Source organism: Bradyrhizobium diazoefficiens (assembly GCF_016612535.1).
Classification (GTDB): domain Bacteria; phylum Pseudomonadota; class Alphaproteobacteria; order Rhizobiales; family Xanthobacteraceae; genus Bradyrhizobium; species Bradyrhizobium diazoefficiens_C.
Window position 1 is genome coordinate 3,283,991 of record NZ_JAENXS010000001.1, and the last position, 26,737, is coordinate 3,310,727.

The 26,737-nt window shown below is 60.4% G+C and carries 29 protein-coding genes and 1 pseudogene; 22 read left to right on the top strand and 8 right to left on the bottom strand.

From position 1 onward, the window contains the following. Window positions 1-690: 690 nt before the first annotated feature. The 3 genes from JJE66_RS15545 (at window position 691) to JJE66_RS15555 (ending at window position 3,951) form a co-directional block, all read left to right on the top strand. Window positions 691-2,166: a coproporphyrinogen-III oxidase family protein gene (locus JJE66_RS15545; protein ID WP_200515074.1), complete on the top strand. Its 1,476-nt coding sequence runs from the start codon at window positions 691-693 to the stop codon at window positions 2,164-2,166. Window positions 2,167-2,186: 20 nt separating this feature from the next. After that, entirely contained in the window at window positions 2,187-3,377 is a 1,191-nt protein-coding gene (locus tag JJE66_RS15550; RefSeq protein ID WP_200515075.1) for a hypothetical protein, read from the top strand. 79 nt (window positions 3,378-3,456) lie between these two features. Continuing rightward, a complete protein-coding gene (locus JJE66_RS15555; RefSeq protein WP_200515076.1) occupies window positions 3,457-3,951 on the top strand; it encodes a GNAT family N-acetyltransferase in 495 nt (164 codons plus the stop codon). A 181-nt stretch (window positions 3,952-4,132) separates the two neighbouring features. On the opposite strand, the gene JJE66_RS15560 is transcribed toward JJE66_RS15555, so the two are convergent. The 3 genes from JJE66_RS15560 to JJE66_RS15570 all read right to left on the bottom strand — a co-directional run bounded on the left by JJE66_RS15560 (window position 4,133) and on the right by JJE66_RS15570 (window position 7,117). Continuing rightward, on the bottom strand, window positions 4,133-5,299 hold the full coding sequence (locus JJE66_RS15560) for a flavin-dependent monooxygenase (protein WP_200515077.1): 1,167 nt from the start codon (window positions 5,297-5,299) through the stop codon (window positions 4,133-4,135). Between the two features lie 290 nt (window positions 5,300-5,589). Continuing rightward, on the bottom strand, window positions 5,590-6,363 hold the full coding sequence (locus tag JJE66_RS15565; protein WP_200515078.1) for a class II aldolase/adducin family protein: 774 nt from the start codon (window positions 6,361-6,363) through the stop codon (window positions 5,590-5,592). Window positions 6,364-6,826: 463 nt separating this feature from the next. Continuing rightward, window positions 6,827-7,117 (bottom strand): helix-turn-helix domain-containing protein, encoded by a 291-nt coding sequence (locus tag JJE66_RS15570; RefSeq protein WP_200298267.1) that lies wholly within the window; start codon window positions 7,115-7,117, stop codon window positions 6,827-6,829. Window positions 7,118-7,227: 110 nt separating this feature from the next. Between JJE66_RS15570 and JJE66_RS15575 the strand changes: the two genes are divergently transcribed. Together JJE66_RS15575 and JJE66_RS15580 are read left to right on the top strand one after the other, a co-directional pair. After that, on the top strand, window positions 7,228-7,503 hold the full coding sequence (locus JJE66_RS15575) for a DUF2285 domain-containing protein (protein ID WP_200298268.1): 276 nt from the start codon (window positions 7,228-7,230) through the stop codon (window positions 7,501-7,503). 542 nt (window positions 7,504-8,045) lie between these two features. Next, window positions 8,046-8,291 carry a DUF6894 family protein gene (locus tag JJE66_RS15580; protein ID WP_200515079.1) on the top strand — a complete coding sequence of 82 codons (246 nt, stop codon included), beginning with the start codon at window positions 8,046-8,048 and terminating at the stop codon, window positions 8,289-8,291. Between the two features lie 763 nt (window positions 8,292-9,054). Here the strand turns inward: JJE66_RS15580 and JJE66_RS15585 are convergent. Together JJE66_RS15585 and JJE66_RS15590 are read right to left on the bottom strand one after the other, a co-directional pair. After that, window positions 9,055-9,813, bottom strand: a pseudogene (locus tag JJE66_RS15585) (type II toxin-antitoxin system HipA family toxin); the annotation flags it as partial. Then, window positions 9,806-10,141: a helix-turn-helix domain-containing protein gene (locus JJE66_RS15590; protein WP_200515080.1), complete on the bottom strand. Its 336-nt coding sequence runs from the start codon at window positions 10,139-10,141 to the stop codon at window positions 9,806-9,808. The pseudogene JJE66_RS15585 and the gene JJE66_RS15590, both read right to left, overlap by 8 nt. 175 nt (window positions 10,142-10,316) lie before the next feature. Here JJE66_RS15590 and JJE66_RS38035 point away from each other — a divergent pair, with 175 nt between their 5' ends. Next, window positions 10,317-10,439, top strand: a complete 123-nt coding sequence (locus JJE66_RS38035; protein ID WP_409362810.1) for a hypothetical protein — start codon at window positions 10,317-10,319, stop codon at window positions 10,437-10,439. Window positions 10,440-10,632: 193 nt separating this feature from the next. Here the strand turns inward: JJE66_RS38035 and JJE66_RS15595 are convergent, their stop codons facing one another. Further along, the gene (locus tag JJE66_RS15595) at window positions 10,633-10,884 is read right to left on the bottom strand and encodes a helix-turn-helix domain-containing protein (protein ID WP_200515081.1); all 252 of its coding nucleotides are present in this window, start codon (window positions 10,882-10,884) and stop codon (window positions 10,633-10,635) included. Window positions 10,885-11,045: 161 nt separating this feature from the next. On the opposite strand from JJE66_RS15595, the gene JJE66_RS15600 reads away from it, so the two are divergent. From JJE66_RS15600 to JJE66_RS15635, 8 genes are all read left to right on the top strand, one after another. Beyond that, window positions 11,046-11,318, top strand: a complete 273-nt coding sequence (locus tag JJE66_RS15600) for a DUF2285 domain-containing protein (protein WP_200496188.1) — start codon at window positions 11,046-11,048, stop codon at window positions 11,316-11,318. Window positions 11,319-11,485: 167 nt separating this feature from the next. Continuing rightward, on the top strand, window positions 11,486-11,680 hold the full coding sequence (locus JJE66_RS15605) for a transcriptional regulator domain-containing protein (protein ID WP_200515082.1): 195 nt from the start codon (window positions 11,486-11,488) through the stop codon (window positions 11,678-11,680). A gap of 67 nt (window positions 11,681-11,747) precedes the next feature. After that, window positions 11,748-12,257 (top strand): DUF2285 domain-containing protein, encoded by a 510-nt coding sequence (locus JJE66_RS15610; RefSeq protein ID WP_311979892.1) that lies wholly within the window; start codon window positions 11,748-11,750, stop codon window positions 12,255-12,257. Window positions 12,258-12,388: 131 nt separating this feature from the next. After that, window positions 12,389-12,670 carry an AlpA family transcriptional regulator gene (locus JJE66_RS15615; protein ID WP_008561544.1) on the top strand — a complete coding sequence of 94 codons (282 nt, stop codon included), beginning with the start codon at window positions 12,389-12,391 and terminating at the stop codon, window positions 12,668-12,670. A 22-nt stretch (window positions 12,671-12,692) separates the two neighbouring features. Further along, complete coding sequence (locus tag JJE66_RS15620; protein WP_200515083.1) at window positions 12,693-13,574, top strand: replication initiator protein A; 882 nt, start codon at window positions 12,693-12,695, stop codon at window positions 13,572-13,574. Window positions 13,575-13,863: 289 nt separating this feature from the next. Beyond that, window positions 13,864-14,328 carry a DUF2840 domain-containing protein gene (locus tag JJE66_RS15625; RefSeq protein ID WP_200515084.1) on the top strand — a complete coding sequence of 155 codons (465 nt, stop codon included), beginning with the start codon at window positions 13,864-13,866 and terminating at the stop codon, window positions 14,326-14,328. After that, window positions 14,325-14,837, top strand: a complete 513-nt coding sequence (locus JJE66_RS15630; protein ID WP_200515085.1) for a S26 family signal peptidase — start codon at window positions 14,325-14,327, stop codon at window positions 14,835-14,837. The genes JJE66_RS15625 and JJE66_RS15630 overlap by 4 nt, the downstream gene beginning before the upstream one ends. A gap of 142 nt (window positions 14,838-14,979) precedes the next feature. Then, complete coding sequence (locus JJE66_RS15635) at window positions 14,980-15,756, top strand: lytic transglycosylase domain-containing protein (protein ID WP_200515086.1); 777 nt, start codon at window positions 14,980-14,982, stop codon at window positions 15,754-15,756. Window positions 15,757-15,918: 162 nt separating this feature from the next. Here the strand turns inward: JJE66_RS15635 and JJE66_RS15640 are convergent, their stop codons facing one another. Both JJE66_RS15640 and tnpA read right to left on the bottom strand, forming a co-directional pair. After that, a complete protein-coding gene (locus tag JJE66_RS15640; RefSeq protein ID WP_246756401.1) occupies window positions 15,919-16,227 on the bottom strand; it encodes a hypothetical protein in 309 nt (102 codons plus the stop codon). 5 nt (window positions 16,228-16,232) lie between these two features. Beyond that, window positions 16,233-16,484, bottom strand: a complete 252-nt coding sequence (gene tnpA / locus JJE66_RS38895) for an IS66 family insertion sequence element accessory protein TnpA (RefSeq protein WP_409362811.1) — start codon at window positions 16,482-16,484, stop codon at window positions 16,233-16,235. Window positions 16,485-17,113: 629 nt separating this feature from the next. On the opposite strand from tnpA, the gene JJE66_RS15645 reads away from it, so the two are divergent. The 8 genes from JJE66_RS15645 to JJE66_RS15680 all read left to right on the top strand — a co-directional run bounded on the left by JJE66_RS15645 (window position 17,114) and on the right by JJE66_RS15680 (window position 26,731). Beyond that, window positions 17,114-18,877 (top strand): DUF3363 domain-containing protein, encoded by a 1,764-nt coding sequence (locus JJE66_RS15645; RefSeq protein WP_200515087.1) that lies wholly within the window; start codon window positions 17,114-17,116, stop codon window positions 18,875-18,877. Window positions 18,878-18,952: 75 nt separating this feature from the next. After that, window positions 18,953-19,129 carry a hypothetical protein gene (locus tag JJE66_RS15650; RefSeq protein WP_200515088.1) on the top strand — a complete coding sequence of 59 codons (177 nt, stop codon included), beginning with the start codon at window positions 18,953-18,955 and terminating at the stop codon, window positions 19,127-19,129. 578 nt (window positions 19,130-19,707) lie between these two features. Beyond that, on the top strand, window positions 19,708-21,555 hold the full coding sequence (locus JJE66_RS15655) for an NEL-type E3 ubiquitin ligase domain-containing protein (protein ID WP_200515089.1): 1,848 nt from the start codon (window positions 19,708-19,710) through the stop codon (window positions 21,553-21,555). Window positions 21,556-22,592: 1,037 nt separating this feature from the next. Beyond that, the gene (locus JJE66_RS15660) at window positions 22,593-24,575 is read left to right on the top strand and encodes a conjugal transfer protein TraG (RefSeq protein WP_200515090.1); all 1,983 of its coding nucleotides are present in this window, start codon (window positions 22,593-22,595) and stop codon (window positions 24,573-24,575) included. A gap of 6 nt (window positions 24,576-24,581) precedes the next feature. Then, window positions 24,582-25,010 carry a CopG family transcriptional regulator gene (locus JJE66_RS15665; protein ID WP_200515091.1) on the top strand — a complete coding sequence of 143 codons (429 nt, stop codon included), beginning with the start codon at window positions 24,582-24,584 and terminating at the stop codon, window positions 25,008-25,010. Between the two features lie 199 nt (window positions 25,011-25,209). Further along, complete coding sequence (gene trbB / locus JJE66_RS15670) at window positions 25,210-26,130, top strand: P-type conjugative transfer ATPase TrbB (protein WP_210349681.1); 921 nt, start codon at window positions 25,210-25,212, stop codon at window positions 26,128-26,130. Further along, window positions 26,127-26,468 (top strand): TrbC/VirB2 family protein, encoded by a 342-nt coding sequence (locus JJE66_RS15675; RefSeq protein WP_409362812.1) that lies wholly within the window; start codon window positions 26,127-26,129, stop codon window positions 26,466-26,468. Before trbB ends, JJE66_RS15675 begins: the two co-directional genes overlap by 4 nt. After that, on the top strand, window positions 26,468-26,731 hold the full coding sequence (locus JJE66_RS15680; protein WP_027534830.1) for a VirB3 family type IV secretion system protein: 264 nt from the start codon (window positions 26,468-26,470) through the stop codon (window positions 26,729-26,731). The genes JJE66_RS15675 and JJE66_RS15680 overlap by 1 nt, the downstream gene beginning before the upstream one ends. Window positions 26,732-26,737 lie beyond the last annotated feature (6 nt).

Genomic DNA, 26,737 nt, shown 5'->3' on the forward strand with positions numbered 1-26,737 from the left:
TCGGCGGTTAAAGAGGCTTCAAAGTCGAGACGATCGATGGATCAGCCAACTAGAACTGCGCCAAAAGCGCTGCAGCCCTAAGGTCGGCATTACGAACATCATCCTTCAACGCATGTACGCGTTAGGTTCAGAAATAGCCGCCTCAATACTCGGCTTGTCGTGTTCGGTCGTGTCCACTCGAAGACGTTTATGTCCCTAATCGGACGCCGAGGCGCAAGTCTTCCGTCTTCGGCGCTCGCAGCATATGTTTTTAGGCTCTCTCCAAGCAAGGCGCGCTGCTTTTGGTGGCACACCAATTGCTACTACACAGTGATGGAGTTTGTTGGGTCGCGCAGCGCAAGCATGCAGCGGCGCGCCAATGTCGGCCGCGATTAAGAGGAAACCAGATGAAGCTCGATGTCCGTTTCGAACTTCGATGGCTCCCCGGGGGTGAGGGGGGCCAGACAGAAGATGTGCGCGAGCCCGCTGGACCGGCCCGAGTTCGCCCAGCGATTGCGCTTTCGTCACATCCCGGAGTTCGCGCATCGTTTTTGGAGGAATCCTTCAGCGCCCTGCTTGAAGCATTCTTGGGTGCCGCTTCGCGACAGACGAACAATGTTCGCCTCGGCTGCGAGTTCTGATTGTCGTCATCGAACGAACTCAGCCGGTATCGTGCCCTGGCTGCACGCAAACGCTCAAGGAGTCCAAAAAGTGCTCGCGCCAAGCTATTCCGAAGCCCTGGAGTTCGCGATCGACCGGTCGTACGACATCAACATTGACATGTTGAGGTCACGAAATCTGCACCTGGATACGTTTAACGACTATCTCGTCGGTACATATCCGCCTCTTAAGGCGATGGGGGACCTCAATCCCGAAAAGTTGTTGAATCGGATTGCGTCGTCAATCGATCTGTATTTCCACATTCCCTTTTGTCATCAAAATTGCACCTTCTGCCACTTCGGCAAGGAGATCAATCCGCCTCCCGGGCGCATCGAACGCTATTTAGCGGCTCTGGAGAAGGAGATGAGTTGGTCGGACAATGCGCTTGCCGGCAGAACCGTTGAGACGGCCTTCATTGGAGGCGGCACCCCTTCACTTTTGACGAACGATCAAATCAAAACGCTGTTTGGTATGATGAGGCAGCACTTTGATCTATCCAAGTCCGAAGTGAGTTTCGAATTGCATCCCTCTCTTGGGAAGCACGTGGATGCGGCAGATCGCGTATCGAGCTTACTGGCAGGCGGCGTAAATCGCTTGGTCCTCGGTGTTCAAACTCTAGATCCAAGTATCCTGCGCATCCTAAACCGCGGGCACGGTGTAGATGAGGTGATGCAGACCGTAAAATTGCTGAACGACATGGGCGTTGAGAATCTATCGCTTGATCTCATGTACGGGTTGCCGCAGCAAACGCTCAGAAGCTGGTACGACTCCCTCATCGGCCTTGTGGGCATGGGAATAGAGAAGTTCAACGTATTCCCATTGATGTTTAAATCAACGGACCCCATAGCCCGCCATTTGGCTAACGGTCGATATCAATTCGCCGGGGCTAAGGAGCGCATCATCATGCATTTCATGGCGGAGCACATCCTGACGAGCCTCGGCTATCGCCATGGGCCGATTTTCTATTGGACGAGGAGGTCGCAGCCGCACTCCGTTCAACAGGCCCGCAAATACGATTCCTGGAACGACAATAACCTGGTCCCGTTCGGGGTTAGCGGATTTGGTTATATGAGTGAGTGCCAGTTCTACAACGAGGTCGATCTGGATCGCTACTTGGACAGGGTTGAGGCCGGCGAGAAACCGGTGTGGAAGGGTGCCGTCCTGTCGCGAGACGATCTCATGCGCAGAACGGTGATCTTCGCCTTGCGCAGCAGCGGCGTGTTGCTCTCCCGCTTCAAGCAGGAATTTGGGGTAGCCCTTGAGGAATACTTTGCTCACGAGCTTAAAATCTTGAATGAAGCAGGACTCATCTGCATTTCAAATGATGGCCTGCTTTCGCTAACTGCTTCGGGCATTGTCAATTCAGGCGCAGTGTCGTTGCGGTTTTTCTCGGCCAGTGTGCTTGAGCAGGTCGCGTACAATGACAGCAGGATAAAGGACAAACGAACCGATCCTCTCGAAAAGCACGACTACTCGCCGGCTGCAAGATACGGGTCAAGCGCCGAGATGAAGGCTGTTTTTCAATGAAGTCGTAGGTATCCTCGGCTATGATCGATACTGGTTCGTTTGCAGCCCCAGAACCGCCGCTCCTGGTTTCGCGGGACATATTTTCTCATCTGACCGATACGATCGATCGCAAGCAGCGAAAACGCCCGCTTGGATTGTTCAGTGATTTTGTCGTCGATCAACTGCCCCACCGTATTGCGGACATCAAATGCAGTGAACGACCGAGCGAAGCGGTTAAGGCCCTTGGTCGTACCATAAACGCAATGACGGCGGAGATGGACTATGATGCGCTGCTGCTCAGTTTACCGCAGTCCGATTTCGAGGTCGCCAAGACAGACGTCCAGTATCTCGTCAATTCTGCTTATCAGCTGTCCGCGGTTGCCGGCCTCCATCCCTGGGACGCCGAACAGACGGTAGGCGTGGCATTGGGGCGTCTGGCGCGCTTGACTTGTGAACGACAGCCCAGCATCGGCGTCCTCTCCTATGAAGATATGATCCTTACGAATCCCATGCAAAGCGACCCTCGCGTATATTGCCTTGGCGCAGCCGGGGTCGAGGAGCGCGACTTTTGCTTGGGCCATCAATTGATCGAGACCGACTTGCAGTCGGCAATTGAGGCGCTGGTTGAGTTGCGTGATGTTGCCGATGCGGATGCAGCTCAATGTCTTTCGCGATGTCTCGATCGCCTTGAGTCAGCAAACTGTGTACTGACGCGTTTTGATCAACATATGTCGCCGGACCTGTTTGGCCAGTTTCGCGTGTTCTACGAAAAAAATCCTTACAAAAATACACTTGGCCCAAGCGGCCGTTTCTCAGCCCGCGTTGTGGCAGTCTCGGTGCTGCTGATCGGCGAAGAGCTATTCCACCAAAAGCGCCAATTTTATAAGGACGTATATCGGCTGTCCAAATATTACCCGCAGGAATACATTCGCGAGGTATTCCGTTGGCTGTCGCCAGACAAGGAGAGCCCCTGGCTCCAGCCAGGTTGGCTAGAAGGGAAAATGAACTTTCCTGCCTCGGCAACCATTTCGCCCGTGACGGAGCATGCTCACGATGAAATCGGAAAGTTGCGCGCGTCTTGCGTTTGTGCGTGGGACCGGTTTACGCGGATGCACCGTGGTGCGGCTTTAAAATACACGGTTGGGCCAGGCCGATCACTTGTCGGTATTGAGGCGTCGGAAACTGTCGAGGCTGTGCTTTCTCAGCGGTTGTTGACTCCAGCGCGTCCGTAAGCCGGACGTTGTATTGTCCTGGCAGAGGCAGAGGGTGCCGCAGTTAAGGGCTCCGTGCTATTCGGAAGGTGATTGCTCAATGTTCCAGGACGAAGTGGTCGTTCGTCGCTTCGATCCAACCGATACCGATGACGTGTGGCATCTGCATAGAACCGCATCGCAGGATGTTGGTGTGTGTGGCCCGGAAGGTGGGTGGGCGGATGATTTACGCAACATCGGGGAGGTCTACATTGCATCAGGCGGTGACTTCATAGTGGCGCATATTGGTTCCCGTCTCGTTGCCATGGGCGGGCTGAGACCTGTTGATGATGACGTCGCAGAGTTGAAGCGTATGCGGGTCGATCCCGCCCTCCAACGACGAGGACTTGGTAGAAGGATTCTTGGCGCATTGGAGGCGCGAGCCGTTGTGCTGCAATTCAAGTCGATCGTGCTCGACACGACAACGATCCAAGTCGGTGCTCAAAGACTTTATGAGAGCTCTGGCTATGTTCGACGCAAGCAGGGGATGCTACACGGATACGCGGTGATCTTTTACGACAAGCGGCTCACGGGCCATGATGATCCTTCTGGATGACCAAACAAGGGTTGGCAGGCTGCGCAATCCTCTAGCGCTGCAGATGGCTCTAAACGCAGATTCGCCCATCAAGGCACTCGAGTGAGTGGATGGACAACTGGAGTAGGTTCGGCTGCCTTGGCCATCTCGCAACCTTCCTGTTGCGGAGGTCGTGCGGAAAGGATCATGAATTGGACCCACTTCATGGAAAACCTGGTTGCGCGGGAAGCCCGAGCAGGAGCCGGCCCGCGCTCTGCAGCGTTCCCCCGCTGAAAAAGGCGTGCTGGGCTACCACAAAGCTGTCGCACATCGCCCGCGCCAGATTGTGCGTGGCGTAGACTAATCTGGCTCCGGCGAGACCGCAGGCGATCTTGGCGACTTCGGCGCTGCATCGTGCGGCATTCGTCGCAGCGAGCCGCATCAGCATCACCGTGGTCGGATTTGCCGGGCCATTGAGCGCTTCGTTCCACAGCTCTTCGGTGGCCTCATAGAAGAAGGAACGGGCGGAGCGCAGCATGGCCTCAGCTCTGGCGATCTCCAGCTGGATGTAGCCGCGCTCGGCCATAGCGGGTGCTCCAGTGATCGAGGGGCCGCTCCCCGCCATGGCGATGACATCGTCCAGCGCGGAGCGAGCAATACCGATGCCGACGATCGCAAGCACCTGCGCGGCGAACGCCACGGACGGATAGCGATAGATCGCTGCATCGAGCGACGCCGGGCCGCCGCGGATCAGGGTCCATTCCTCGGGCACGACGACATCCCTGACGACGAGTTCGTGGCTGCCGGTGCCCTGCAGTCCGATCACGTCCCAATTGGAGCGGATCGTCACTTTGTCGGCCGGCATCACGGCAACACGCGGAAGGGCCACCGTTGCGTCGCCTTCCGCCGTGATGCCGACCCCGATCAGGTCCGCGCCGGGCGAGCCGCTGCCGAACGGCCACACCCCGTTGACGACAAAGCCGTCGGTGCTGCGCTGGGCCGGCTGCAGCGGGAAAAGCCCGCCTGCGTAGACCACGTCGGGTCCGTCCGCATAGATCTTGCACAGCGTCTCAATGGGGAGCGCGGCGAGATAGCAAGCGGCGCTGCCGAAGCTTGCCACCCAACCTGCGGAGCCGTCCGCCGCGGAAATGCGCTCGATCATGCGGCAAAACTCCGCCGGCGCTCGCTCCTCGCCGCCGAAACACTTGGCGACCATTGCTCGATAGACGCCAAGCCGCTGAAAACCGTGGATGATGTCGTCTGGGATCTTCTGCGCGATGACGAACTCAGACCGGCGCGCCCGGATCTCGGCGAGTAGGCTCGACAGAGTTATCCCAGCTGACGTGCTTGTCGGCGCACGCTTATCCGGCTCTGTTTCCTGGCCGCTCATAACGGCACTCCGCCTGCTAGACGTTTCCGAGAAAACGTTCCGCGTTGTTGCCGAGCATAGAAATCTTGTGCCAAGCCGTTGCCGAGCCGATTTGTGCGCGTCACGCCTTTGTCGCCTCATGAAGACAACTAGGGAGCTAGACTCCTTTGGTGTCCTCGGATCCGACGGAATGACATGCCGCGCTCAATTTGACCGTGGGCAATATTAACCAGTCAACAATCCCGCCTAAATCGAATTTCGTCAGATCCCCACCTAGGCCAATGAATGCATTTCCGCTTCCTCGATTGGTGCTAGTTCATGAAGTCAGGATCGTTCCGCTCCAGCATCCGTCTGAACGCAGCCCATTCGATATCAGCCATCCCCTGCACTTCGATGCTGTCGTAAAGATTGGCGTATTGCTGGGCGGTGTGACGGGCGACTCCTTCGGTGACAGGCGCAATTTCGGCGCCCGTACCCTGGATCGCCAGCTGCGCGCGGCAGGACCGCTCGAGATTGTGCATCAATTTGAAGGCCTCGGCGACCGAGCGTCCGCAGGTCACCATGCCGTGGTTGCGCAACACCATCACGAACTTGTCGCCGAGATCGGCGACCAGACGAGCGCGCTCATCGAGATCGAGCGCGACTCCTTCGTAATCATGATAGGCGACACGTTCGGTGAACTGCAATGACCATTGATTGAGCGGCAGCAGACCCTCCTTCAGCGATGAGACTGCAACGCCCGCGATCGTGTGGGTGTGCAGCACGCAAATCGCATCTTTGCGCGCTGAGTGGATCGCGCTGTGAATGGTGAAGCCGGCCGGATTGATTCCGAGCCGGAGGGGATCGTCGGCAATGTTGCCGTCTATATCGACCGTGACAAGATTGGAGGCGGTCACCTCTTCGAAGCGCAGACCGAACGGATTGATCAAAAACCGATCATGAGCGTCGGGAAGGCTGACCGAAATGTGGGTGTAGATGCCGTCATCGAGACCGAGCCGGTGTACCAGCCGATAGGCTGCGGCCAGGTCGATCCGCCTCTCCTGCACTACATCTCTGACTGGGGGCAATGGCGCGTCTCTTGTCATGGCTTGTCAAAGCTTTCCGTTCTGACGATAGGACCGGATCAATGGATTCCTCGGCCGATGAGTGTTCGATCGCCCCGATCGTACGAACGGTTGGCCGTGCTATAGCAATCGACGTGCCAGCAAAGGTGTTGTGCGAGCCTTGCTTAACTGAGCAAAGGTCACGTGATTCCTGCCGCATCGACAGAATGCTCGTGGCTGAGTGTCTGGTTCCGGACATAAACGTTGGTGAGCTGAACACGACAGCGCGGATGTTGAACGATAACGTCGCCTCTTAGCCCGAACTCGAACGTTCGTTCGAGGATGATGTCTCCAACTGCGATCCGGACTTCACATATGGTCGCTGCACTGCGCAACTGAAGCAATGCAGCAGAACCTAGCCTTTCGGATCAGATCATCGTTCTCGTATTGAGCAGGGACAGCGTCTCTGTTGTCGCGGGGCGATTGGATATCTGATGTCCTGGGCCTAAGCCCTCTCCCGCTTCTTGCGCTTCGTTCGGACCGGCTTTCGACCCTTAGGTAGCGTCTTGGGGGGCGCGGCTCCTTTGGGTGGCTGAACAAAGAACTCTGATAGTTCAACATCTAGCGTTTCGGCCAGTCGATCGAGCAGATCAATCGTCGGGTTCTCCGATTGTCGCTCAAGGCCGCCCATGTATGAGCGATCGATCCCAGCATCGTATGCCAATTGCTCTTGCGGAATGCCGCGATCAACGCGTATCCGGCGGACATTCCAGGCAACAAGCGCACGAGCTTTCATGCGCAAAAGCAGCCATTGGGCGGGCCATCAAACCACTGGCTATAACCGACCTATTTCGTTAGATTGCTCGATGAGACAGGCATAGGCTCCAACGGCTGCTGTACACCCATATGAAAGAACCGCCAGTAGATCCCGATGTCGCCGATGTGGCGCCGAACGAGACAGCGCTGACAGCCTATGACGAACAGCATGTCGTCACGTACATTCGCCTTCTGCAGGCGCAGGGTGAGGGGGCGGACTGGCGGGAAGTAGCTCGAATCGTCTTGCATATCGATCCGGAGCGGGAGCCGGACCGTGCGCGCAACGCATATCAGAGTCATCTTGCGCGCGCCAAATGGGTGACCGAGCAGGGACGCCTCTTACGAGGCACCGGATTGAGATCGTAAGCCGGAGAGAGCGACATCCCGCCTTTCCCGACCACACATGGCGGGTGCTGTCCTAATTAGGACACCCGCAATTTGAAACTAGGACAGGAACGCAGGAACGTTCCTGGACTTGCCAAGTTTTCCCGATGCCCTTCCCCAAGGGCAACCCCGATCGGCCCCGGCTCCTCGCCCCCTTGCGAGCTGGGGCCTCTTTTTTGGATCAGATCCTGTGCCCGCATTTTGTTACCCCGCAGAGGGGAATTAGAACGCTAGGAAATTTAGGGGCGGAGAAGCAAAAACGCCGCCCGCTTAAATGGCGCGCGAGCGGCGGCTTCCAGCCCCGGGAGGGAGATTGTAAAATCCCGATACCGGTGTGTCTGCAGGTGTCGTGCCAAGGTTCAATGCCCCGCGGCGAGACACTCGCGGAGGGAATTAGGACAGTGCCCATACTGCGCGAGAATTCCAAAGTTGATTGCTATGGATGTCCGCATTTTTACCCTCAGTTGAGGACCGCAGTGTCCTAATTCGTTAGGAACACCGAGCAAAGTCGGCGCTTAGTCGGCATGCCACGCTATTATTTCAACCTGAGAGACGGCGACTATCTGGCCCCGGATGAAGAGGGGGTTGACTTTCCCGATCTGGTCGCCCTGCAAAACGAGGCCGCCCGCGCGCTTGCGGATTTGGCACGAGACACCATCCGAACGAGCCGCTCGTTCGGAGCGGCGCGCGGCTTGGTAATTGAGGCTCGGGACGAGAACGGCCCCGTGATGCGGGCTCGATTCCAGTTCGATATCGAGCGCTTGCAGTAAGGCGCCCTCAGTTGGCGGCCTCTCGCCACCCCCTCCAAAACATCCTCCCTCGGTACTCCAACTGGCTCCGTAGCCCCCCAACGCAGCCCTTTCCAGCGAGTTTTGATTGACGACGTAGACAAGTTTTTCCGTCTCAGTACCCAACGGAGGGGGTGGCAAGCAGCCGCCAATTTTTCCCATCATCGCAGGAGTATTGGCGCGCCTCCCTAAGTCGGGCGAGATCTGGCCAGTTGCGGAGCGCAAGCCATGGCTACAGCTGCTAGAGGCAGCTTTTGGCTGATTTATAAGGATGCTCCTACCTCTCAAGTACGGCCTGAGCCAGTCGATAGTGGTCTCTTGGAAGCTGCTAACAAGATGCCGTGGAGCGACGATCAGAAATGAAAGAGGCCGCCCACTGAGACGGGCTTAATCTCGAATGCCCTTAATTGATGGCTGAATCGTCAGACGGTAAGCAATCATCGTGCTTCCATCGAACCTCTCCAAGAGCTCGCCACATGCCGAGCAATGATACTCGCCCTCGGTGCCGCGCTGCGTCGGAAGTTCAAGCTCTAGGCGCCGGAAGCCAGCCCCGCACTCCGAACACGTTACGTCACCCTTTTTCATACGCCACCCGTGAAATCAGAGAGGCACCTTTAGCACGGGATGGCGCGGAACTTAGGGTATACGGAGGTTTATTCGGATGGGCAGCCCCATCGACTGAATCCAAATCAGGACGCTGCGAAATTCAGCTTAGGACACTGAGGGTTAAATACGGACAGTACCCCATGGCGGACAGGAACGGGACGCGAACGGTCATTGCGATCGAAGCGGCGCGACAGCATGACGGCCTTGCCGGCCACCTCGATCAGTTCGTGTTGCGGGGGGCGATGCCAGCCCTTCTGGCGAGCCGCAGCGCAATCTCCTCCCAGGTCTCAATACTGTAGTCGCGGGTTTCTTTTGGAAACTTGGCGATCGAGAGACTGCCGTGTTGGTCGATGACCGAGGTCTTCGGCCGCCCGCCACCGAGGGAGCAGCCGGGCGCGAAGATGAGCTGGAGATCTTCGTCCGTTTCCTCGTCGCGGAGAATGCGCTCGGTGATCTGCAGCAGCTGCCCGAGCTCGATGAGAGCCGGCACCCGGCGCGGGCCGGCGCCTGGAAAGTTTCGTCGCCGACCCAGCGGAAGCGAAGTGCACCAAGCCGCGTTTCGTCGGCGACGCCGAGCAAATAGTCGCTTTCTGCAAGCGTGCGAACGGCGCGGCCTTCGCGGTCGGCGAGGCGGCGTTCGGTGCGCTGCACGAAACGGCGACCCCAGGTGTCAGGCGCGGAGTCGCCAATGGAGCCGAAAGTCGCCAGTCCGGCAGGGAGCAAAGGCGCCGCGCGTCAGGGCGAGGGCGGGTTCCAGGGAGAACCGGTCCGAGTCATCAAGCCATGCGCCATCGTACTCGAAGAGGATGGTCTCCTGGCCTCGAGCACGGTTGCTCCTCGCCAGTCCGATGCGGCGCGTGCGGCCACCGAGATCGATATGCACCTCGAAGTCAGCCATCGCGTGAGGCTCCGGTCTTGTGTTTGAGATGGACGTGCTTGGGGAGTTCGGCGCTGGCGAGCGCTTGGCCGACGCTGTCGTTGCTGATGTCGGCGACCTTGATCAGGCCGTCGAGCAGGCCGAGCGCCTGGAGAACGCCGGCATAGATGCCGATGCTGACGTTGGTGTCGCCGGCTTCGACTCTCTGCAGCGTCGAGCGGGACGTGAAGGCGCGCTCGGCGACGACGGCCATCGGCAGCCGCCGATGCCGCCGGGCGTCATGGATGTCCGCGCCGAGCTTGCGCAGGGCCCGCCGAACGGCGGCAGGGGGATTGTGGGGGGTAGGCATTTGCGCCCTTCATGCTACATATCTCGCGAATATGTAGCACGAAGACTCCAAATTTCCTTATCCCAGCAGGGGTCGGTACCTCCGTGTGGGGACGGCTAAGCGTTTCTCCGAAACTGATGCAGGTCTATCGCGATGGCGATCTGACGTCTGACGGTCGAACATAATCGAAACCGTTTTGGGCGAAGAACATCGCAAGCCGGAAAGCATCTTTGATTTCTTGCAGGCCATTACCGCATTTGCCCGCGGCAGGCTCATCAAGATGCGTTGCTTCGAACTGGAGGGCAAAGCAAGCGCTTGATGGAACGGGCCACTGATGACATGAGCCGCGCAATCGGGAATGTTTGTGCGGTCTCGCTTCGAGGCCCTATGCATCGCCCCCAAATCCGGCAAGCCGGATCGGCGGCAATGACGCGTGTCCGCCTCCGGCGCTCGCCGGGCCCCGGCCCGGCTGTCGCGAGTTACGATGACTTAAAATGATTTCGCCGACCCGATCATTTCCGTTTAGCCGGCTTTGATCGATCGCTTCGCACGTCTTCGTCAGGAACTACCAATTCAACGTGACTGACACCTAACGTGCTGGCGAGCTCAAAAAGGGTTACGACAGTTGGGTTACGACGGCCGCGCTCCAGGTCACTGATATATTGCTGAGTGAAGCCGGACATTTCAGCGAATTTCTCCTGCGTGAAGCGCTTCTGCTTCCGCAGTCTTGCGAAATTCCGGCCGACCAGCTTGCGCATGTCCATCAGCGCAAGTTGCGTCTTTACATACTATGAGGTTTATCTCCTATAGTATGTATTTCGAGCGGCTCGCTGGTCGGCAAGGTCCCAATTGGGCTAAAATGAGACGTCGGGACAATCTCTGCTGCTAGGGAGATTAGAATCGTTCGCTGTTTATTGGGGTGGTCATGACAAAACCGCAGCTAGATCCTGACGTCGCGGATGTCGCGCCGAACGAGCTGGCGCTGACCGCCTATGACGAACAGCATGTTGTCACGTACATTCGCCTTCTGCAGGCGGAGGGTCAGGGAGCGGACTGGCGGGAGGTGGCTCGTATCGTCCTCCATATCGATCCGGAGCGAGAGCCGGACCGTGCGCTGAACGCATACCAGAGTCATCTTGCGCGCGCCAAATGGGTGACCGAGCAGGGGCGCCTCTTACGCGGCGCCGGCTCAAAATAGACAAAAAGATTGCTGACGGGAGGCTTGCAGCCAAAGCTATTTTCTCGCGCTAACCGGCGGTCATTCTCATGCACCACGTGGTGCCAAACTAGGGACTTCCTACAACCGCTTCGTTCATAACTATTGCGCCGCAATCCTTGTTGGCTGCGTGCAATGGGACGGAAGCAATGCCTGAATTCGACTGGCGATCGCCAGATTCGTTTAAGAACCTGGAGAATGCTGAGATCACTCACATCGCCTGGGAAGGCCTTCGTATGAACGTGGACTATCAACGCGACTACGAAGCGATGATTGCGAATAGCCCAGATGGCGAAGTGACCGAGGAATCCAGGAGGAGGTGGGGTATCTGCTTTCGCCCATGACCCGCAAAAGTCCTCCAAAGAACAGGTCATCTTCTGGACACCTGAGGTTCTAGCGTCCGTTGTCCCCGTGACAACCGCGCCGCCTGTTTCTCACGAAGCAGCATCTCAGCCGCTGCTCGACTTTGCTGCCGGACAGGTATGCCACGCCGCCGACGGTTGGCATGCGGTGCTGCGCATCGGCTCGGTTGAGCATCGCATCTGGTCGAAACAGCCGCTGACCGCGGGCGCCCACTATGCAGCCGAATTACCGCTCGACAGCAGTTTCGAGGCGCGGGCGTACGCTGCCACGCGGCTATGGCGCGCCATGAATGGACGCGCGCCAGGACCTGCCTTCCACCGCCTATCGAAACAGCGGCGCGAGCGATTATGCGCGGCCCTTCGCGCGGTCGCTGCGCATTTCGCCGGCGCGTCCTATCGCAGCATCGCAGAGGCTCTGTTCGGCGAAAAGCGCATCCCCGATCGCGCCTGGAAAACAGACCATCTGCGCAGCCGAATCATCCGCCTCGTAAAAAGCGGCCTCGCATTCGTTCGCGGGGACTATCGCAAACTTCTGGGACCCAAGCGCAGGGACGAGTAGCGCCGTCCCAGGGGGGCCGAAAATCACCCCCTCAATATTCGGCATCCCCCTCCGAGAACTTGCTCCTCCATGATGACCGCACACACGCCGATGCCGCCACTCGCGGTGCGTTGTCGTCCTGGAGTTCTCAAATGCCCGATCCAATGGCCGGTCTTCCCCCGCGCTTCCTGCGTACACCTGAGGCCGCGCGCTATCTTGGCCTGTCCGGTCGCACGCTCGAGAAGCACCGCACGTACGGTACTGGACCGACCTATCGGAAGATTGGTGGACGTGTCGTCTACGCCGTCGATGATCTGAAAGCGTGGGCCGACCGGGGCGCCAAGACGTCGACCTCCGACCCCGGGAAGGGGACCGTTCTGCCGGCGAAGAAGCACCCCGCGCTGCGCCCCTATGCCGGCCAGGAACGTCGCTGATTGCCGCGTGAGAGCAACGACCATGCGACGCAAGCACCATTCCGAGCGCGAGCAGCTTGAGCTCTTTCGGGCGCTGCCCGGTGATCTCGCGCCCCGCGATGCGCAGGATCTGATGGCTTATCCGTTCTTTTCGCTGGCAAAGACTAAGCGGATCGTACCGATCGATTTCCGCGCGGGTGCAATCGCAATTCGTGTTGAAGCCGTGCCGGAACACGGCATGGCGACCATCTGGGATGCAGACGTTCTGATCTGGGCCGCGTCGCAGATCGTCGAGGCGCGAGACGCAGGGCTGAAGACCTCGCGGCTGATGGCTGCAACCCCATACGAGATTCTGACGTTCGTCGGCCGCAGCACCAGCGCACGTGACTACGATCGGCTGAAGGCTGGCCTCGACAGGTTGCAATCAACGACCGTGTTGACGTCGATCCGCCAGATTGCGGAACGACGGCGGCATCGTTTTTCCTGGATCAACGAATGGAAGGAGACAGCCGACGCAAACGGACGCCCGTTCGGGCTCGAACTGATCTTGCCGGATTGGTTCTATTCCGGCGTCATCGATGACGCGCTCGTGCTCACGATTGATCGCGCGTATTTCGATCTAACCGGCGGACTTGAGCGCTGGCTCTACCGGCTCGTGCGCAAGCACGGCGGCCGCCAGGATGGCGGCTGGAGCTTTGATCTTGTGCATCTCCATGCCAAGTCCGGCATCCTCTCGCCGCTCAAGCACTTTGCCTACGACGTACGTCAGATCGTCCAGCGCCAGACATTGCCCGGCTATCAGCTCGTGCTCACGCGCGATCCGAACGGCACCGAGCGACTGAACTTCGCGCCTACTCCTGTTGATCCCTTAACGGCACGCCTGCGCCGGCGCGGTTTCATCTCAAATTCGGAGGACAACCTGTGAATCAGCTCGTGCTATCGGGGACCGCAACCCTCGTGCTATCGGGGACCCGATCCTCGTGCTATCGGGGACCGGAATCGAGCTTAAGAGCTTGTTTCTCCGCGCTTTCCAGCCGCTCTAACTTTACTAACCAGAAATCCTTCGGATTTCTTCTAACGGACCGAGCTGGAAACCGCATCTCAGGCGACTGGCAACCGCAGGCCGTCAATCCTCCTTGTCGGCAGAAGCCGTACAGGCGCTTCACCGTCGCCCAAGCTTACGGCTCCTCATTCCGGTCTCCAGGAGCGGCGGCATGAGCGATCTCACCGAAGTGGAAGTGCTGTGGCTCGAGAAGCGCATCGAAAACCGCATTCGGTTCGGTCGCATCGTCAAGGAACGGAAGCTTGATCGCCACCGGCGCGTCCTGTCATTCGCGCCAGGCAGCATCTTTGCCTTCGTTCGCTGGACATCCAATGACTTTGGAACGGTCATTTCGCGGATCGACATCCTGCGCGCGGTCGCGCCTGGACAGCGCTGCTCGACCGTCCCTTATGTGACACCCGGCGGAGAGATTCTGCTGCGTCTGTCCGGCTGGCCGAAGGTCGAGCGAGTGCTGCAAATGACCGATGCCGTTGAGGCACTCGGCATCGATCCCGCCGACGTCGCGCCTGATCATTGGCATCACGTTCATAACCGTTTGTCCGTCAACGAAAACCCGCGTCCATATACGAAAGCGAGACACCAGGCGTGGCTTCAGCGGCAAAGGACCATGCGATGACAAGTCCGTGGAAGACCTTGGCAATGATGTTCGCCGGCGCTGCTGCCCTTCTCGCACCGATGGGGCTCGACCAGACACCACTCTACGTCTGGAATGCATCTGACAGCGTGCCGATCGGCCTGTATCGTTTGCAGCCTGCGGAAAAGCTGTTCGTGACGGAGCTTCTCGCGGTCCAGCCGCCGGAGCCGCTTGCAACCTTTCTTGACGTGGGCGGCTATCTGCCGGCCGGGATACCGATGCTCAAGCGCGTGCTGGCGCTTCCGGGGCAGACCGTCTGTAGAACCGGGCTCGCAGTGACCGTCGACGCGATCGCAATGGGCGAGGCACGAGATCGCGATGGCCGCGGTCGTCCCCTGCCGAAATGGCAAGGCTGCCGCGTCGTTGGCGAGGGCGAACTCTTTGTCATGAACTGGCAGTCCGCCGACTCGCTGGACGGAAGATACTTCGGCTTTCTGCCGGCATCCGCCGTCCTTGGTCGTGCGCTCCCCGTGTGGACCTGGGAGGACTGACGTGCACGTGTTAGGACTCCGATCTGCCATTCGGCTGTTCGGCCGAATGTTGCATCATTCCTCCGTCCCGGCCAACCATCGCGGAACCGTCGCGCGCAGGGCCGGTCCAAAGCCTGCCCCGGACGTTGTCCGCGGGCGGCCGATGGGCCGGCGCCACGCGACCTTACCCGGGAGGAGCACGAACACGGCGGCATGCTGGCGTTCGGTCGGGACCGGCATTTGCGTTGTTGTTGTGTGGTTCTTGGCGCTGACGGTGGGTGACGCCGCTGCCTCCGCCGCGACACGATCCGCAGAGCACATGGCGGGATTTCGTACTCACGACCGGTTTGCGGAGTTCATTGACGAGGCCTCGCGTCGCTTCGGCGTACCGGCGTACTGGATACGCGCAGTCTTGGAGTTCGAAAGCGCTGGAGATGCGCGGGCCAAGTCCCCGAAAGGTGCCATGGGGCTGATGCAGATCATGCCGGAAACGTGGGCCGAACTACGTCTGCGATACGGTCTTGGCAATGATCCCTACGATCCTCACGACAACATTCTTGCTGGTTCGGGGTATCTGCGCGAGCTGCACGACCGTTACGGTTCGCCGGGTTTCCTGGCGGCCTACAATGCCGGACCTGCTCGCTACAAAGAGCATCTCGCTGGCCGCCCATTGCCCATTGAAACTCTCGCCTACTTGGACAAGCTCGCGCCAAGGATCGGCGGCGACATGTCGGTTTCCAGGGCCATCGCCAACTTGCGGCCGTCGGCAGCGACGCTCTTTGCCGTGCTCTCCGAAACCTCAGAAAACTTCGCCTCGTCGCCGCCCCGCCGTGTGCCAGATCGCGGACCGATCGCAGTCTTCGGCCACGCCATTTCGGCCATTGCGCCCACGGCGATGGGGCTGTTCGTCACGAGATCTGATGCGGAAGTTCGGCGATGAGCGAACGCGTTAGCTCTCATACATTGGCGTACCCTGGAGAAGAATGGACGGTAGGGCGAGGGCAGGGGGAAGGCACGACGTATGCGTCCGTGGGCTGCACATGACGTCGGGCCTTGACGAGCCTAGCGGCCCCGGGAGGCAATGGGCCGAGTCGGCGAGCTTCTACTCTTTGCGGCGCTCAGCTATGGCCGCTTCCGCCTTCGCGATCACTGCTTCGGCGCGCTCTATCGCGGCGCGGAATTCCTCGCTCTTCCAAGTATCGACCGAATGGCCGTCGTCGAACGACTCGTCTGTGGCGTCTTGCGCACGCGAGACCAACTCACGAAGCGCCGCAATGGCCTCGGCGAACAGCTTGGCGTCCGCTCCGTTTCGGGAAGACTGCGTCACCTCTATAACCCCATCACATCGCAATTTTGGACCGCCATGCAGTATCGTTACAAACGACGCCAGTTGCAATTGCCCGCTCGTCATCGCTGTCAACCGGAATCAACCTGCGCCATCCTTAGCACTAGTCTTAGCACTAGCGGGCGGGCACCCGGATGAAGGTGCGTCCGCCAGTCGATTTCAACCTCGTTGGCGTCGATCAAATCGCGCCATCGCCTCAGGGTATGCTGCGATATGCCATGTGCGCGGGCATAGGCTTGCATGCTCAGACCGCACAACTGCATCGCTTCAACGTGCATCGCCCAGATCGCTTGGACGGCTCTGCAGCGGAGGGCCTTCGACACTGGAGTCCGCTTGTTGCGGAGCCGCTCCCGACGTTCCTCACGACGCAATTCCGCACGTGTCTTCAACGTCTCAGCGTGGACCAGGGTTTGCTACTAAAGGACCCTCGCTCACGCGGGCAAGAGTTCGCGAAGGAGTGCGATAATGACGCGCTGATGCCATATGGGCGATGCCTTCGGCCCGCGCTCTACTAGTCGCTTCGCTCCTCACCGAGCCACCCTACGGGTGTCTCGGCCCTTCGGGTAACGATCGCTATCGCAAACGCTCGGAAACAGTGGGGGCTTCGCAGGTCAACTGCCAAGCCGCGGCGGCTCTTTCGCAATCAATCGGCCACCAGCCGACGTGTTCGGGCCGGCGCTATTCGAGGATCTACCTCAATGACCCGAACTGCATTTTGTCGCAAATCGCCGCGAGTACCGAGAGTCTGTTGGCTTGGAAGCAGCGACCGGGAGAACACGAGGGCAGGACGGCGAGATAAAAGGGGCTCGCCTGTCGGACCGCAAGCCATTGACATGGCTTGGGTCCTGGCGTGCCGGTCGGTCGGGGCGCGTGCCGCGCCGTGCATTTTTATGAATGCAATCAATAACAATATCGGCACTGTGGCTGCTTTTGATGGCCCGGAGGCCTGGCAGTGAGCAATGGCGACAGCGATCTGCGGATTCGGCCCGGGCGCATACGCAGCACCCCGGCTCCCAAGCCGAAGAGCTTCATCAATCAGGTGCTGCGGGCCGCGAAGAAAGCCGGACACTCCTCGGCTCACGTTGCGGCCAAGCATTCTTCCGCGGGCTATGGGCACTCGACGTTTGGCCGCGGCCGGCTCGGTTTTGGCCGCAGCCGGCTGTTCAGCCCGACACGGCGCGTCGTGGTGAAGGCGCGCGTCGTACGTCACAAGGGACGTTCATTCCGCTCGGCGCCGCTGACCGCTCATCTTTCATACCTGAAGCGCGACGGGGTGACGCGGAGCGGCGAGCGAGCCGAGATGTTCGATGCCGGCAGCGACCGTGCTGATGGCGTGGCCTTCGCGGAACGGTGCCACGACGACCGTCATCATTTCCGGTTCATCGTCTCGCCCGAGGACGCCGGCGACATGACTGACCTCAAGGCCTTCACCCGCGACCTCGCCAAACAGATGGAGACCGATCTTGGCACGCGGCTCGATTGGGTGGCCGTCGATCACTGGAACACGGACAACCCCCATGTCCATCTTCTCGTCCGAGGCGTCGATGACGAAGGTGCCGACCTCGTGATCTCGCGCGACTACATCAGCCGGGGCCTGCGCTCACGCGCCGAGGAACTGGCCGCCATCGAGTTGGGTCCAAAACCGGAGCATGAGATTCGCAGCGCGCTGGAGAGGGAAGTCACCGCAGAGCGATGGACGCGGCTCGATCGGGAGATTCGGCTGTCAGCCGACGAAACCGGCTATGTCGATCTTCGCCCTGAGAATCCGCGCAGCTCCGATCCCGAAATCCGGCGCCTGATGGTCGGCCGCCTTCAGCATCTGGAGAAGATGGGCCTTGCTGCGTCAGCTGCGCCAGGGGAGTGGATGGTCGGGCTCGAGGCTGAACGTCATCTCCGCGACCTCGGCATGCGCGGCGACATCATCAAGACTATGCATCGCGCCTTTACCGAGCGTGGGGAGGCGCGCGGCGTTGCCGACTATGTCATCGAAGGTGGACAGCCGACCTCCCCGATCATCGGACGGCTGGTCGATCGTGGATTACATGACGAACTGACCGGCGAGGCCTACGTCCTGATCGACGGAACAGATGGGCGCGCGCATCATGTCCGCTTCCGCGGGATCGAGGCCTTCGAACATGCGCCGCCCCTCGGCGGCATCGTTGAAGTCCGACGCTTCGGTCAACCCGACGATCCGCGTCCCACCTTGGTCCTTGCGGCCCGTTCTGATCTCGATCTTGGTGAGCAGGTCACCGCGAAAGGCGCCACCTGGCTCGACCACCGGCTGGTTGAATCCAGCCCCATGCCGCTCGCCATGGGCGGCTTTGGTCGCCAGACGCGCGAGGCTCTCCAAGCTCGCACTGAGCATCTGGTTCGGGAAGGTCTGGCGGTACGGCAGGGCCAGCGCATCACCTTCCAGCGTGATCTCCTGAATACGTTGCGCCGACGCGAGCTGGACGAGGTGGCAGCAAGAATCTCGGCCGAGACCGGCCTGCCTCACGTGAAGGGCGCCACCGGCGAGCACGTGGCGGGCACGTATCGTCAGCGCTTGACGCTCGCCTCGGGGCGTTTTGCCATGATCGACGACGGGCTCGGATTTCAGCTGGTGCCCTGGTCGCGCGAGCTCGAGAAACGGTTCGGCCAGCACGTTGCCGGCACCATGAAGGAGGGCGGCGGGATCGAATGGAGCTTCGGCCGGAAGCGCGACCTCGGCCTGTAGCGATCTTGTCCGCCCGCCACCGCGAGGCTGATTGCGGTTTGCACGCCATCTCAAGATCACGGACCAGCCTGGCTGGTGATCTCCTATGGTTTCAACGCGGCGCCCTTTGAGCCTATTCGAAAAATGCGGCTGCGTCTGCTGGAGGAGCGTTACCGCCTGGAACGCTCGACCCCATCCGCAAGCCAACGATTCCGTGTTGATGAAGCGAGCACAATCTACGGCGCTTCACTGGCGACTGAGGTGATGACGTGAGGTCGCTCCATGCATCCACGTCCGCGTTGATCAGGGGGCGACTCCGTGGTGGCATCAAATGTTAGCGAAGCGTCTCAACGACGCGTTTCGCGCGCCCGTTGCGTCGCGCCACTATAGACACCAATCATGGCCCGCCGCAGCTCTCGGCAACGAGCCATTGCTTCCTCAATGTGCACTGGGGGCACCCCCCATCGCGGCAGCTTCCATCCACGAATCCCTCGACATAAGCGTGGCTGTTCGGCCAAGGAATTTTTCCGAGCCTCGTCAGCTTATCGACAGCCAAGCCTCATAAGTCAGCACGCATCTGTTCACACTAACGCGGTTTGCTTGATCTCTCCTTGATCTGGTGGCGGATAATGGAATGGATTCCTTTACATACCAAACGAGTCAGCGACCCCGTGCGGGCGTACTGTGCCTGGCTGCAACTGCCCGCCGAACGAATGTGCATCGTGTTCGGCATCTGGTGGCAAGCCGCTTCTTGATCACCCGCAACACCATTCGACGATAATCACCCTCCACGCTGACAGCTATCGGCTGTTCCGGCGCATTTTCCTGATTTGGCGAAAGAGGCGACATTAATGGACGCAGGGCGGACCCAACGGGACATTGGCATCACTCCCGAAGCTTCCGAGCGCCCCCACCGGCAAGGTTGCCTGTGCGGTCTCGCTCGGACCGCAGCGGAGTGGGTCGGAGCATTGACCAGAGCGCGGGCCTCTGATGCCGGAGAGCCGTCGTCGGACCAACTCCTGGAGGGCTGGGCTGCCGAAGCGGGCCAGGGCGAACACGAAGACCGGCAAGAGGCAGTCAGACGAATGAGAGCTTTGCAGGAGGCGACAGCCAATGCGGGGGTGCCGCAGTCGCTGGAGATTTCGGTGCTGTCTTTGACTAGCTTGCCCGCTGTGCTCCCCACCGGACTCTATCTCCGGGGTCTACACGTCGGATTCAATCGGCTGGACAGTCTGCCCGATAACCTTCCGGCGACGCTTCGAGAGCTCAACGCCAACGGCAACCGGCTGACCAGTTTGCCCAACTCACTTCCGCCAACGCTTCGGGAGCTCGACGCCAGCGACAACCGTCTTAGCAGCTTGCCCGACCTCCCGGCCGGGATTCGGCGCCTGAACGTCGATGACAATCAGCTGGACAGCCTGCCCGATAACCTTCCGGCGTCGCTTGAAGAGCTCAACGCCCGCAGCAACCGGCTGAGTAGTTTGCCCGAGACCCTCCCGGCTGGAATCCGGCAGCTCGATGCTGCCCGCAATCGGCTAACCGCGCTGCCCGCCCGCCTCCCAAGCGAGCTCAGTTTCCTTAGCGTCAGCGCGAACGAGCTGACAAGTCTGCCCAACGCCTTCCCGGCTGGACTCGTGACTCTCTACGCCGACCACAACCAGCTGACCAGCCTGCCTGAGACACTGCTGACACAGTTTCGCTCTGAGGGCACCATTGATCTGGACGAGAATCCGCTGCCCGATCGGGTCCGGACCCATCTGGCCGCAGTCATCAATGCTGCGGACTATGCCGGCCCCCAGGTCTACTTCTCTATGGGCCAAGGAGTGGCGCACGGTCCGGCGCGGCCCCTGGCCGAGGCCGTCGCGGACTGGCTTTCTGATGAACCGGCCGCCGTGGCCGCCTGGCAGAGCTTCGCTGCCGAGCCGGGTGCCCAGGAATATTCACGTTTCCTCGACCGGCTGCGGGACACCGTGAGCTATGCCAATGATGCGTTTCGGGAGACGGTCGCAGAGGATCTGCGGCAAACGACGACCAGGCCACGGTTGCGCGAGCAGTACTTTCAGCTGGCCATCGGAGCGAGTGAGAGCTGCGAGGATCGCATCACTTTGACCTGGAACAACATGCAGACCGCACGCCTGAATGCTGATGTGGAGGACGGGGCCTATGATGAGCGGCTCGACGAGCTGCTGCAGCAGGGCCGCGTCATGTTCCGCCTGGACGCGTTGCAGGAGATTGCCCGCAACAAGGTCAGATCACTCCGCTTCGTCGACGAGATCGAGGTCTATCTCGCCTATCAGGTCAAGCTGCGCGAGCCGCTTCAGCTGTGGCACATCGCTCCGGACATGCGCTATTTCGCCGTCTCCCACGTCACCGAGCGCGACATTGCCGCGGCCGAGACTTCGGTGCGAAACCAGGAGGCGACAGGATTCGTGGATTACCTGGCAACCCGCTGGCAACCTTGGGAAACAGTGGTAAGCCGCATCGCGCCACAAGCCCATGAAGCAATGCAGGAGCGGCTCCTCGATGCGATGGGCATGGAGTTCGACAGCCGCTTGGCGCGTCGGCTTGCCGAGCATGGCCTGGCTGCCGACGCCGATGCCGAACGGATGCTCGGCGCCCAGATCAGCAAGGAAATCGCCTGCAAGATCAAGGGCGCGCTCACGCATCAGGTGCTCGCAGACCGCGGCCTCGCGCTGTGAAGCGTGCTCTTTAGGAGACGCCGGCGACGCTCGACCCTGCTCTGGTCGTTGACGTGCCCCACCTTACGCGGGGTACTCGACTCTACGATGGCTGCATGAACAGACCTGTCTTGATCCGACTCCGTCGGATTTGCGGCCGGAGAAAGACGACGAAACGGCTCGTGATTCAATGATAGGCCCCCGCGGCGCATCAGCGCCAGCATGGGAAGCTAGCGCAGGCGCGTCGCCGCCGCGTAAGCGCATTTATGTGAGAGATGCTCCCCGCACTGGCCTCGCTTTCAACTGCTCACAAGTGCGCTTCACAATTCCACGCTCTCGATCGAAAACTTGCAATGGATGAATCTCCTGTGATTGATTGCTTGGCTTCCTGAAGAGCAGCGAGGTGCTTCACGCGTTCAAACAGCGTATCACCATTTCATTCAGTGTACCCGGTTGAAGCCGGGATCACGGTGATCGTACCGCTCCAGCATTGGACTGAGCGTGAGATAGTGATTGATCTTGTGATCTTAGGATACCGCAGAGTGCTCCGACCCGCGGGCGAACACAAAGCCCGATCCCGTGCGCCGGAATGCGATTGGGGGCGCTCCCGTTTGCCAACGTGCGCTTTCCTCATCAATGATGCTCTTCCGTCCCCATATGTCCGATCGACGGAGTTGCGTCCTTGTATTGCGTAGGTGCCGGTGGCAGTCATTCTCTCGGTCAGTTCGTTGATGGCTCGCGACCCTAACCTCGAATGGGCTGATCAAAGGCGACGGACGACCAAGGCCTCGATCGCCTTACCGCAACGGCTGCGCCCGCGCCTTTTCCCCTGCCCCGCAGAAGAGGCATCCTCGCGGCAGAGGAAGAAACAGCATCGTTGGGCGAGGAGTCGATCTTGGACTGCATGACGAACCGGCTGGCGAGGGGTACGCCCTGATCGACGCGATGGACAGTCGCGCGCAACAGCTTCGCTTCCGTGGAATCGCGGGCGTCGAACGTGTCCCTTCCGCCGGCAGAATCGTCGATCTCCGATCGTCAATTTTCGAAAGGGGCTCGGGATGTCCGGAACCAAAATCCTCTGGGGACAGGTGATTGTCGTCGGCCTGATCGTCTTGCTGGCCATCTGGGGAGCAACGGAGTGGACGGCTTGGCGGCTCGCCTATCAGCCGGAGCTAGGGCGACCGTGGTTCGCGTTCTCGGGTTTCAAGATTTATTACCCGCCCGTCTTCTTCTGGTGGTGGTTCGTCTACGACGCCTACGCCCCTCAGATCTTTGTCGAGGGTGCATTCATCGTGGCCTCCGGGACCTTCGTTTCAATCGCGGTCGCGATCGGCATGTCGGTGTGGCGGGCGCGCGAGGCCAAGAATGTCCAGACCTACGGCTCGGCGCGGTGGGCCGATGCGCGGGAGGTGCAGGCGGCCGGACTTTTGGGTGGGGACGGGGTCGTGCTTGGCAGGTTGGCGCAGGATTACCTCCGCCACAACGGACCGGAGCATGTGCTCTGCTTTGCGCCGACCCGGTCCGGCAAGGGCGTTGGCCTTGTTGTTCCTTCCCTCCTGACGTGGCCAGACTCGGCAATCGTGCACGACATCAAGGGCGAGAACTGGCAGCTCACGGCCGGGTTTCGGTCCCGACATGGCCGGGTGTTGCTGTTCGATCCGACCAATCCAAAATCGTCTGCCTACAACCCCCTTCTCGAAGTACGCCGCGGCGAATGGGAGGTTCGGGACGTCCAGAATGTTGCGGACGTGCTGGTCGATCCGGAAGGGTCGCTCGACAAGCGGAACCACTGGGAGAAGACCAGCCACTCCCTGCTTGTCGGTGCCATCCTGCACGTCCTCTATGCAGAACCCGACAAGACGCTCGCCGGGGTCGCGGCCTTTTTGTCAGACCCGAGGCGCCCGATCGAGGTTACGCTGAAGGCGATGATGACAAGCTCGCACCTTGGTGAGCAGGGTCCACATCCGGTTGTCGCCTCAACCGCGCGAGAACTGCTGAACAAATCCGAGAACGAGCGCTCCGGCGTGCTCTCGACCGCGATGTCGTTTCTTGGACTCTATCGGGATCCGGTGGTGGCGCAGGTGACAAGCCGATGCGACTGGCGGATCTCGGACCTGATTGCCGATGCTCGTTCGACGACGCTCTACCTTGTCGTGCCTCCGTCCGACATCTCCCGGACGAAGCCGCTCATACGTCTCGTGCTCAATCAAATTGGCCGTCGCATCACCGAAGATCTGCAAGCCAAGAACCGGCGCCACCGCGTCCTGATGATGCTGGACGAGTTCCCGGCTCTGGGGCGTCTGGATTTTTTCGAGTCGGCGCTCGCGTTCATGGCCGGATATGGGATCAAGGCCTTCCTGATCGCGCAGTCGTTGAACCAGATCGAGAAGGCGTACGGGCCCAACAACGCGATTTTGGACAATTGCCATGTCCGCGTGAGCTTCGCAACAAACGACGAGCGAACCGCGAGGCGCGTTTCGGACGCGCTTGGGACTGCGACCGAGATGCGAGCCATGAAGAACTATGCCGGTCATCGGCTGAACCCGTGGCTTGGCCATCTGATGGTGTCGCGGCAGGAGACTGCACGCGCCTTGCTCACGCCCGGCGAGGTGATGCAGCTTCCTCCCGCCGACGAAATCGTCATGGTCGCCGGGACGGCGCCGATCCGAGCCAAGAAGGTGCGCTACTACGAAGATAGGCGCTTTGCCGAGCGCATTCTCTCACCGCCAGAGCCGGCCAGACTGGGGCGGTCTTCCCGGGAAGATAGTTGGTCCAGCCTCAAGCTCCCCGTGCGGAATGACGCAACCGTCCAGACCGAAGAGTCCGAAACCGATGTCGCCAACAGCGGTCTGCGCCGGGAACCCGAGCTTCCCGACCACGTCGCCATCGTCAAAGAGACAACCGATGTGACGCCGGCAGAAGAGTTCGCCGTGCTCGACGACGACGATGAGGCCGTGCGTCAAGCCCGGCTTCTTCGCCAGCAGATGCGGGGCGTGGCCCGCCAGGCGGCGCTTGACCCAAACGACGGCATTGATCTCTGAGGTCCCATGCGCAACCGCATGAACGTGTATTTCCCCCCGGAGCTTCTGAAGCAGATCTCCGACCTTGCCGATCGCAAAAACCTCTCGCGATCGGCCATCGTCGAGGCGGCTGTCGCCTCGTTTCTGTCACCGGATGGAGTCGATCGCAAAGAGGCGGCCTTCGCCCGCCGTCTCGACCGGTTGTCCCGGCAAGTGCAGCGACTTGAGCGGGATGTCGGGCTGACGGCGGAGACGTTGGCTCTGTTTGTTCGGTTTTGGCTGACGATCACGCCTCCCTTGCCGAACGAAGCCCAGGCCGCCGCTCAGATCAAGGGACGTGAGCGCTTTGAAGGTTTCGTCGAGACATTGGGCCGCCGCCTGCAAAAGGGCCAAAGCTTCCTGCGGGAGATTCCCGACGATATCGTTCGTGGAGCGCCCGAGGAGTCCACCAACTGATTGCGCCGGCCTTGCTGCCTGCTCCGGCCTTTCTCTTTCTACGCCAGGCTACGACGAAGATGATCGCCTGGTTGCAGGAAGGTCATTGGTGGTTTTTCTAATGATCCCCATCCGAGGGCGCTGTTTTAGCCCTCGATCGGTGGGGCAAGCAGTGGCAATCCATTCTCTTCAGTCGGAGGCGATCTCGCGCGGCGCGCGGATGCTCCGCAGCGCGCTGGGGCTCGCTATCGCGCGCTACCTCGAAGACGATGCGATCGTCGAGGTGATGCTGAACCCTGACGGCCGATTGTGGGTCGACCGGCTCTCCAGCGGATTGACTGACACAGGTGAACAACTCTCCGCCGCCGATGGCGAGCGCATCATTCGCCTGGTGGCGCATCATGTCGGGGCCGAGGTCCACGCCGCCGCGCCCCGTATTTCTGCCGAACTCCCCGAGACCGGAGAGCGGTTTGAAGGCCTATTGCCGCCTGTCGTCACGGCACCAGCATTCGCCATTCGCAAGCCCGCCGTCGCGGTCTTCACGCTCGACGACTATGCCAGGGTAGGCATCATGACGGCCGATCACGCCGCGGCACTGCGCCAGGCCGTGGCCTCGCGCAAAAACATCCTGGTCGCTGGCGGTACATCAACGGGCAAGACCACGCTCACAAATGCATTGCTTGCCGAGGTCGCGAAGACCAGTGACCGGGTCGTGCTGATCGAGGACACGCGCGAGTTGCAATGCAAAGCGCCGAATCTGGTCGCGCTGCGCACCAAGGATGGCGTGGTCTCGCTCTCGGATCTCGTGCGCTCCTCACTTCGGCTGCGTCCGGACCGCATTCCCATTGGCGAGGTGCGGGGCGCTGAGGCTCTTGATCTCCTCAAGGCGTGGGGCACCGGTCATCCCGGCGGGATCGGCACCATCCATGCGGGCACTGCGCTCGGCGCACTACGCCGGCTCGAGCAGCTCATCCAGGAGGCCGTGATGACCGTGCCGCGCGCCCTGATCGCCGAAACCATCAACGTCGTTGCGGTCCTGTCCGGGCGCGGTGCCGAGCGCCGGCTTGCCGAACTTGCGCGCGTCAACGGCCTCGGAGCGGCCGGGGATTACAGCCTTTCACCAGCAGGAGACTTCACATGAGCAACCGAAACATGAGCCATCGAAACCGAGTGCCGCATTGGAGCGTTTCCATCGCGCTACTCGGTGCGGTCCTGTTCATGAGTCCGCCCGCCTGGGCCGCCGGCTCCAACATGCCCTGGGAGCAGCCGCTCAATCAGATCCTGCAGTCGGTCGAAGGACCGGTCGCCAAAATCATCGCCGTCATCATCATCGTCGTCACGGGCCTGACGCTGGCATTCGGCGATAGCTCGGGCGGCTTTCGCAGGCTGATTCAGATCGTGTTCGGGCTTTCGATTGCGTTTGCAGCTTCGAGCTTCTTCTTGTCGTTTTTCTCATTCGGCGGCGGGGTGGTGGTGTGATGGACGAGCCTGTCGCAGGATTTATCGCGCCGGTGCATCGGGCGCTGACGGAGCCGATCCTGATGGGCGGAGCACCCCGGTCGGTCGCCATCGTTAACGGCACGCTCGCCGCAGCCCTTGGGCTCGGACTGCGCTTGTGGATCGCCGGTCTCCTGCTCTGGGCCATTGGTCACGCGGCAGCTGTCTGGGCTGCCAAGCGAGACCCCGCATTCGTCGAAGTGGTGCGCCGTCACCTGCGCGTCCCAGCCCATCTCAACATCTAGAGCTCC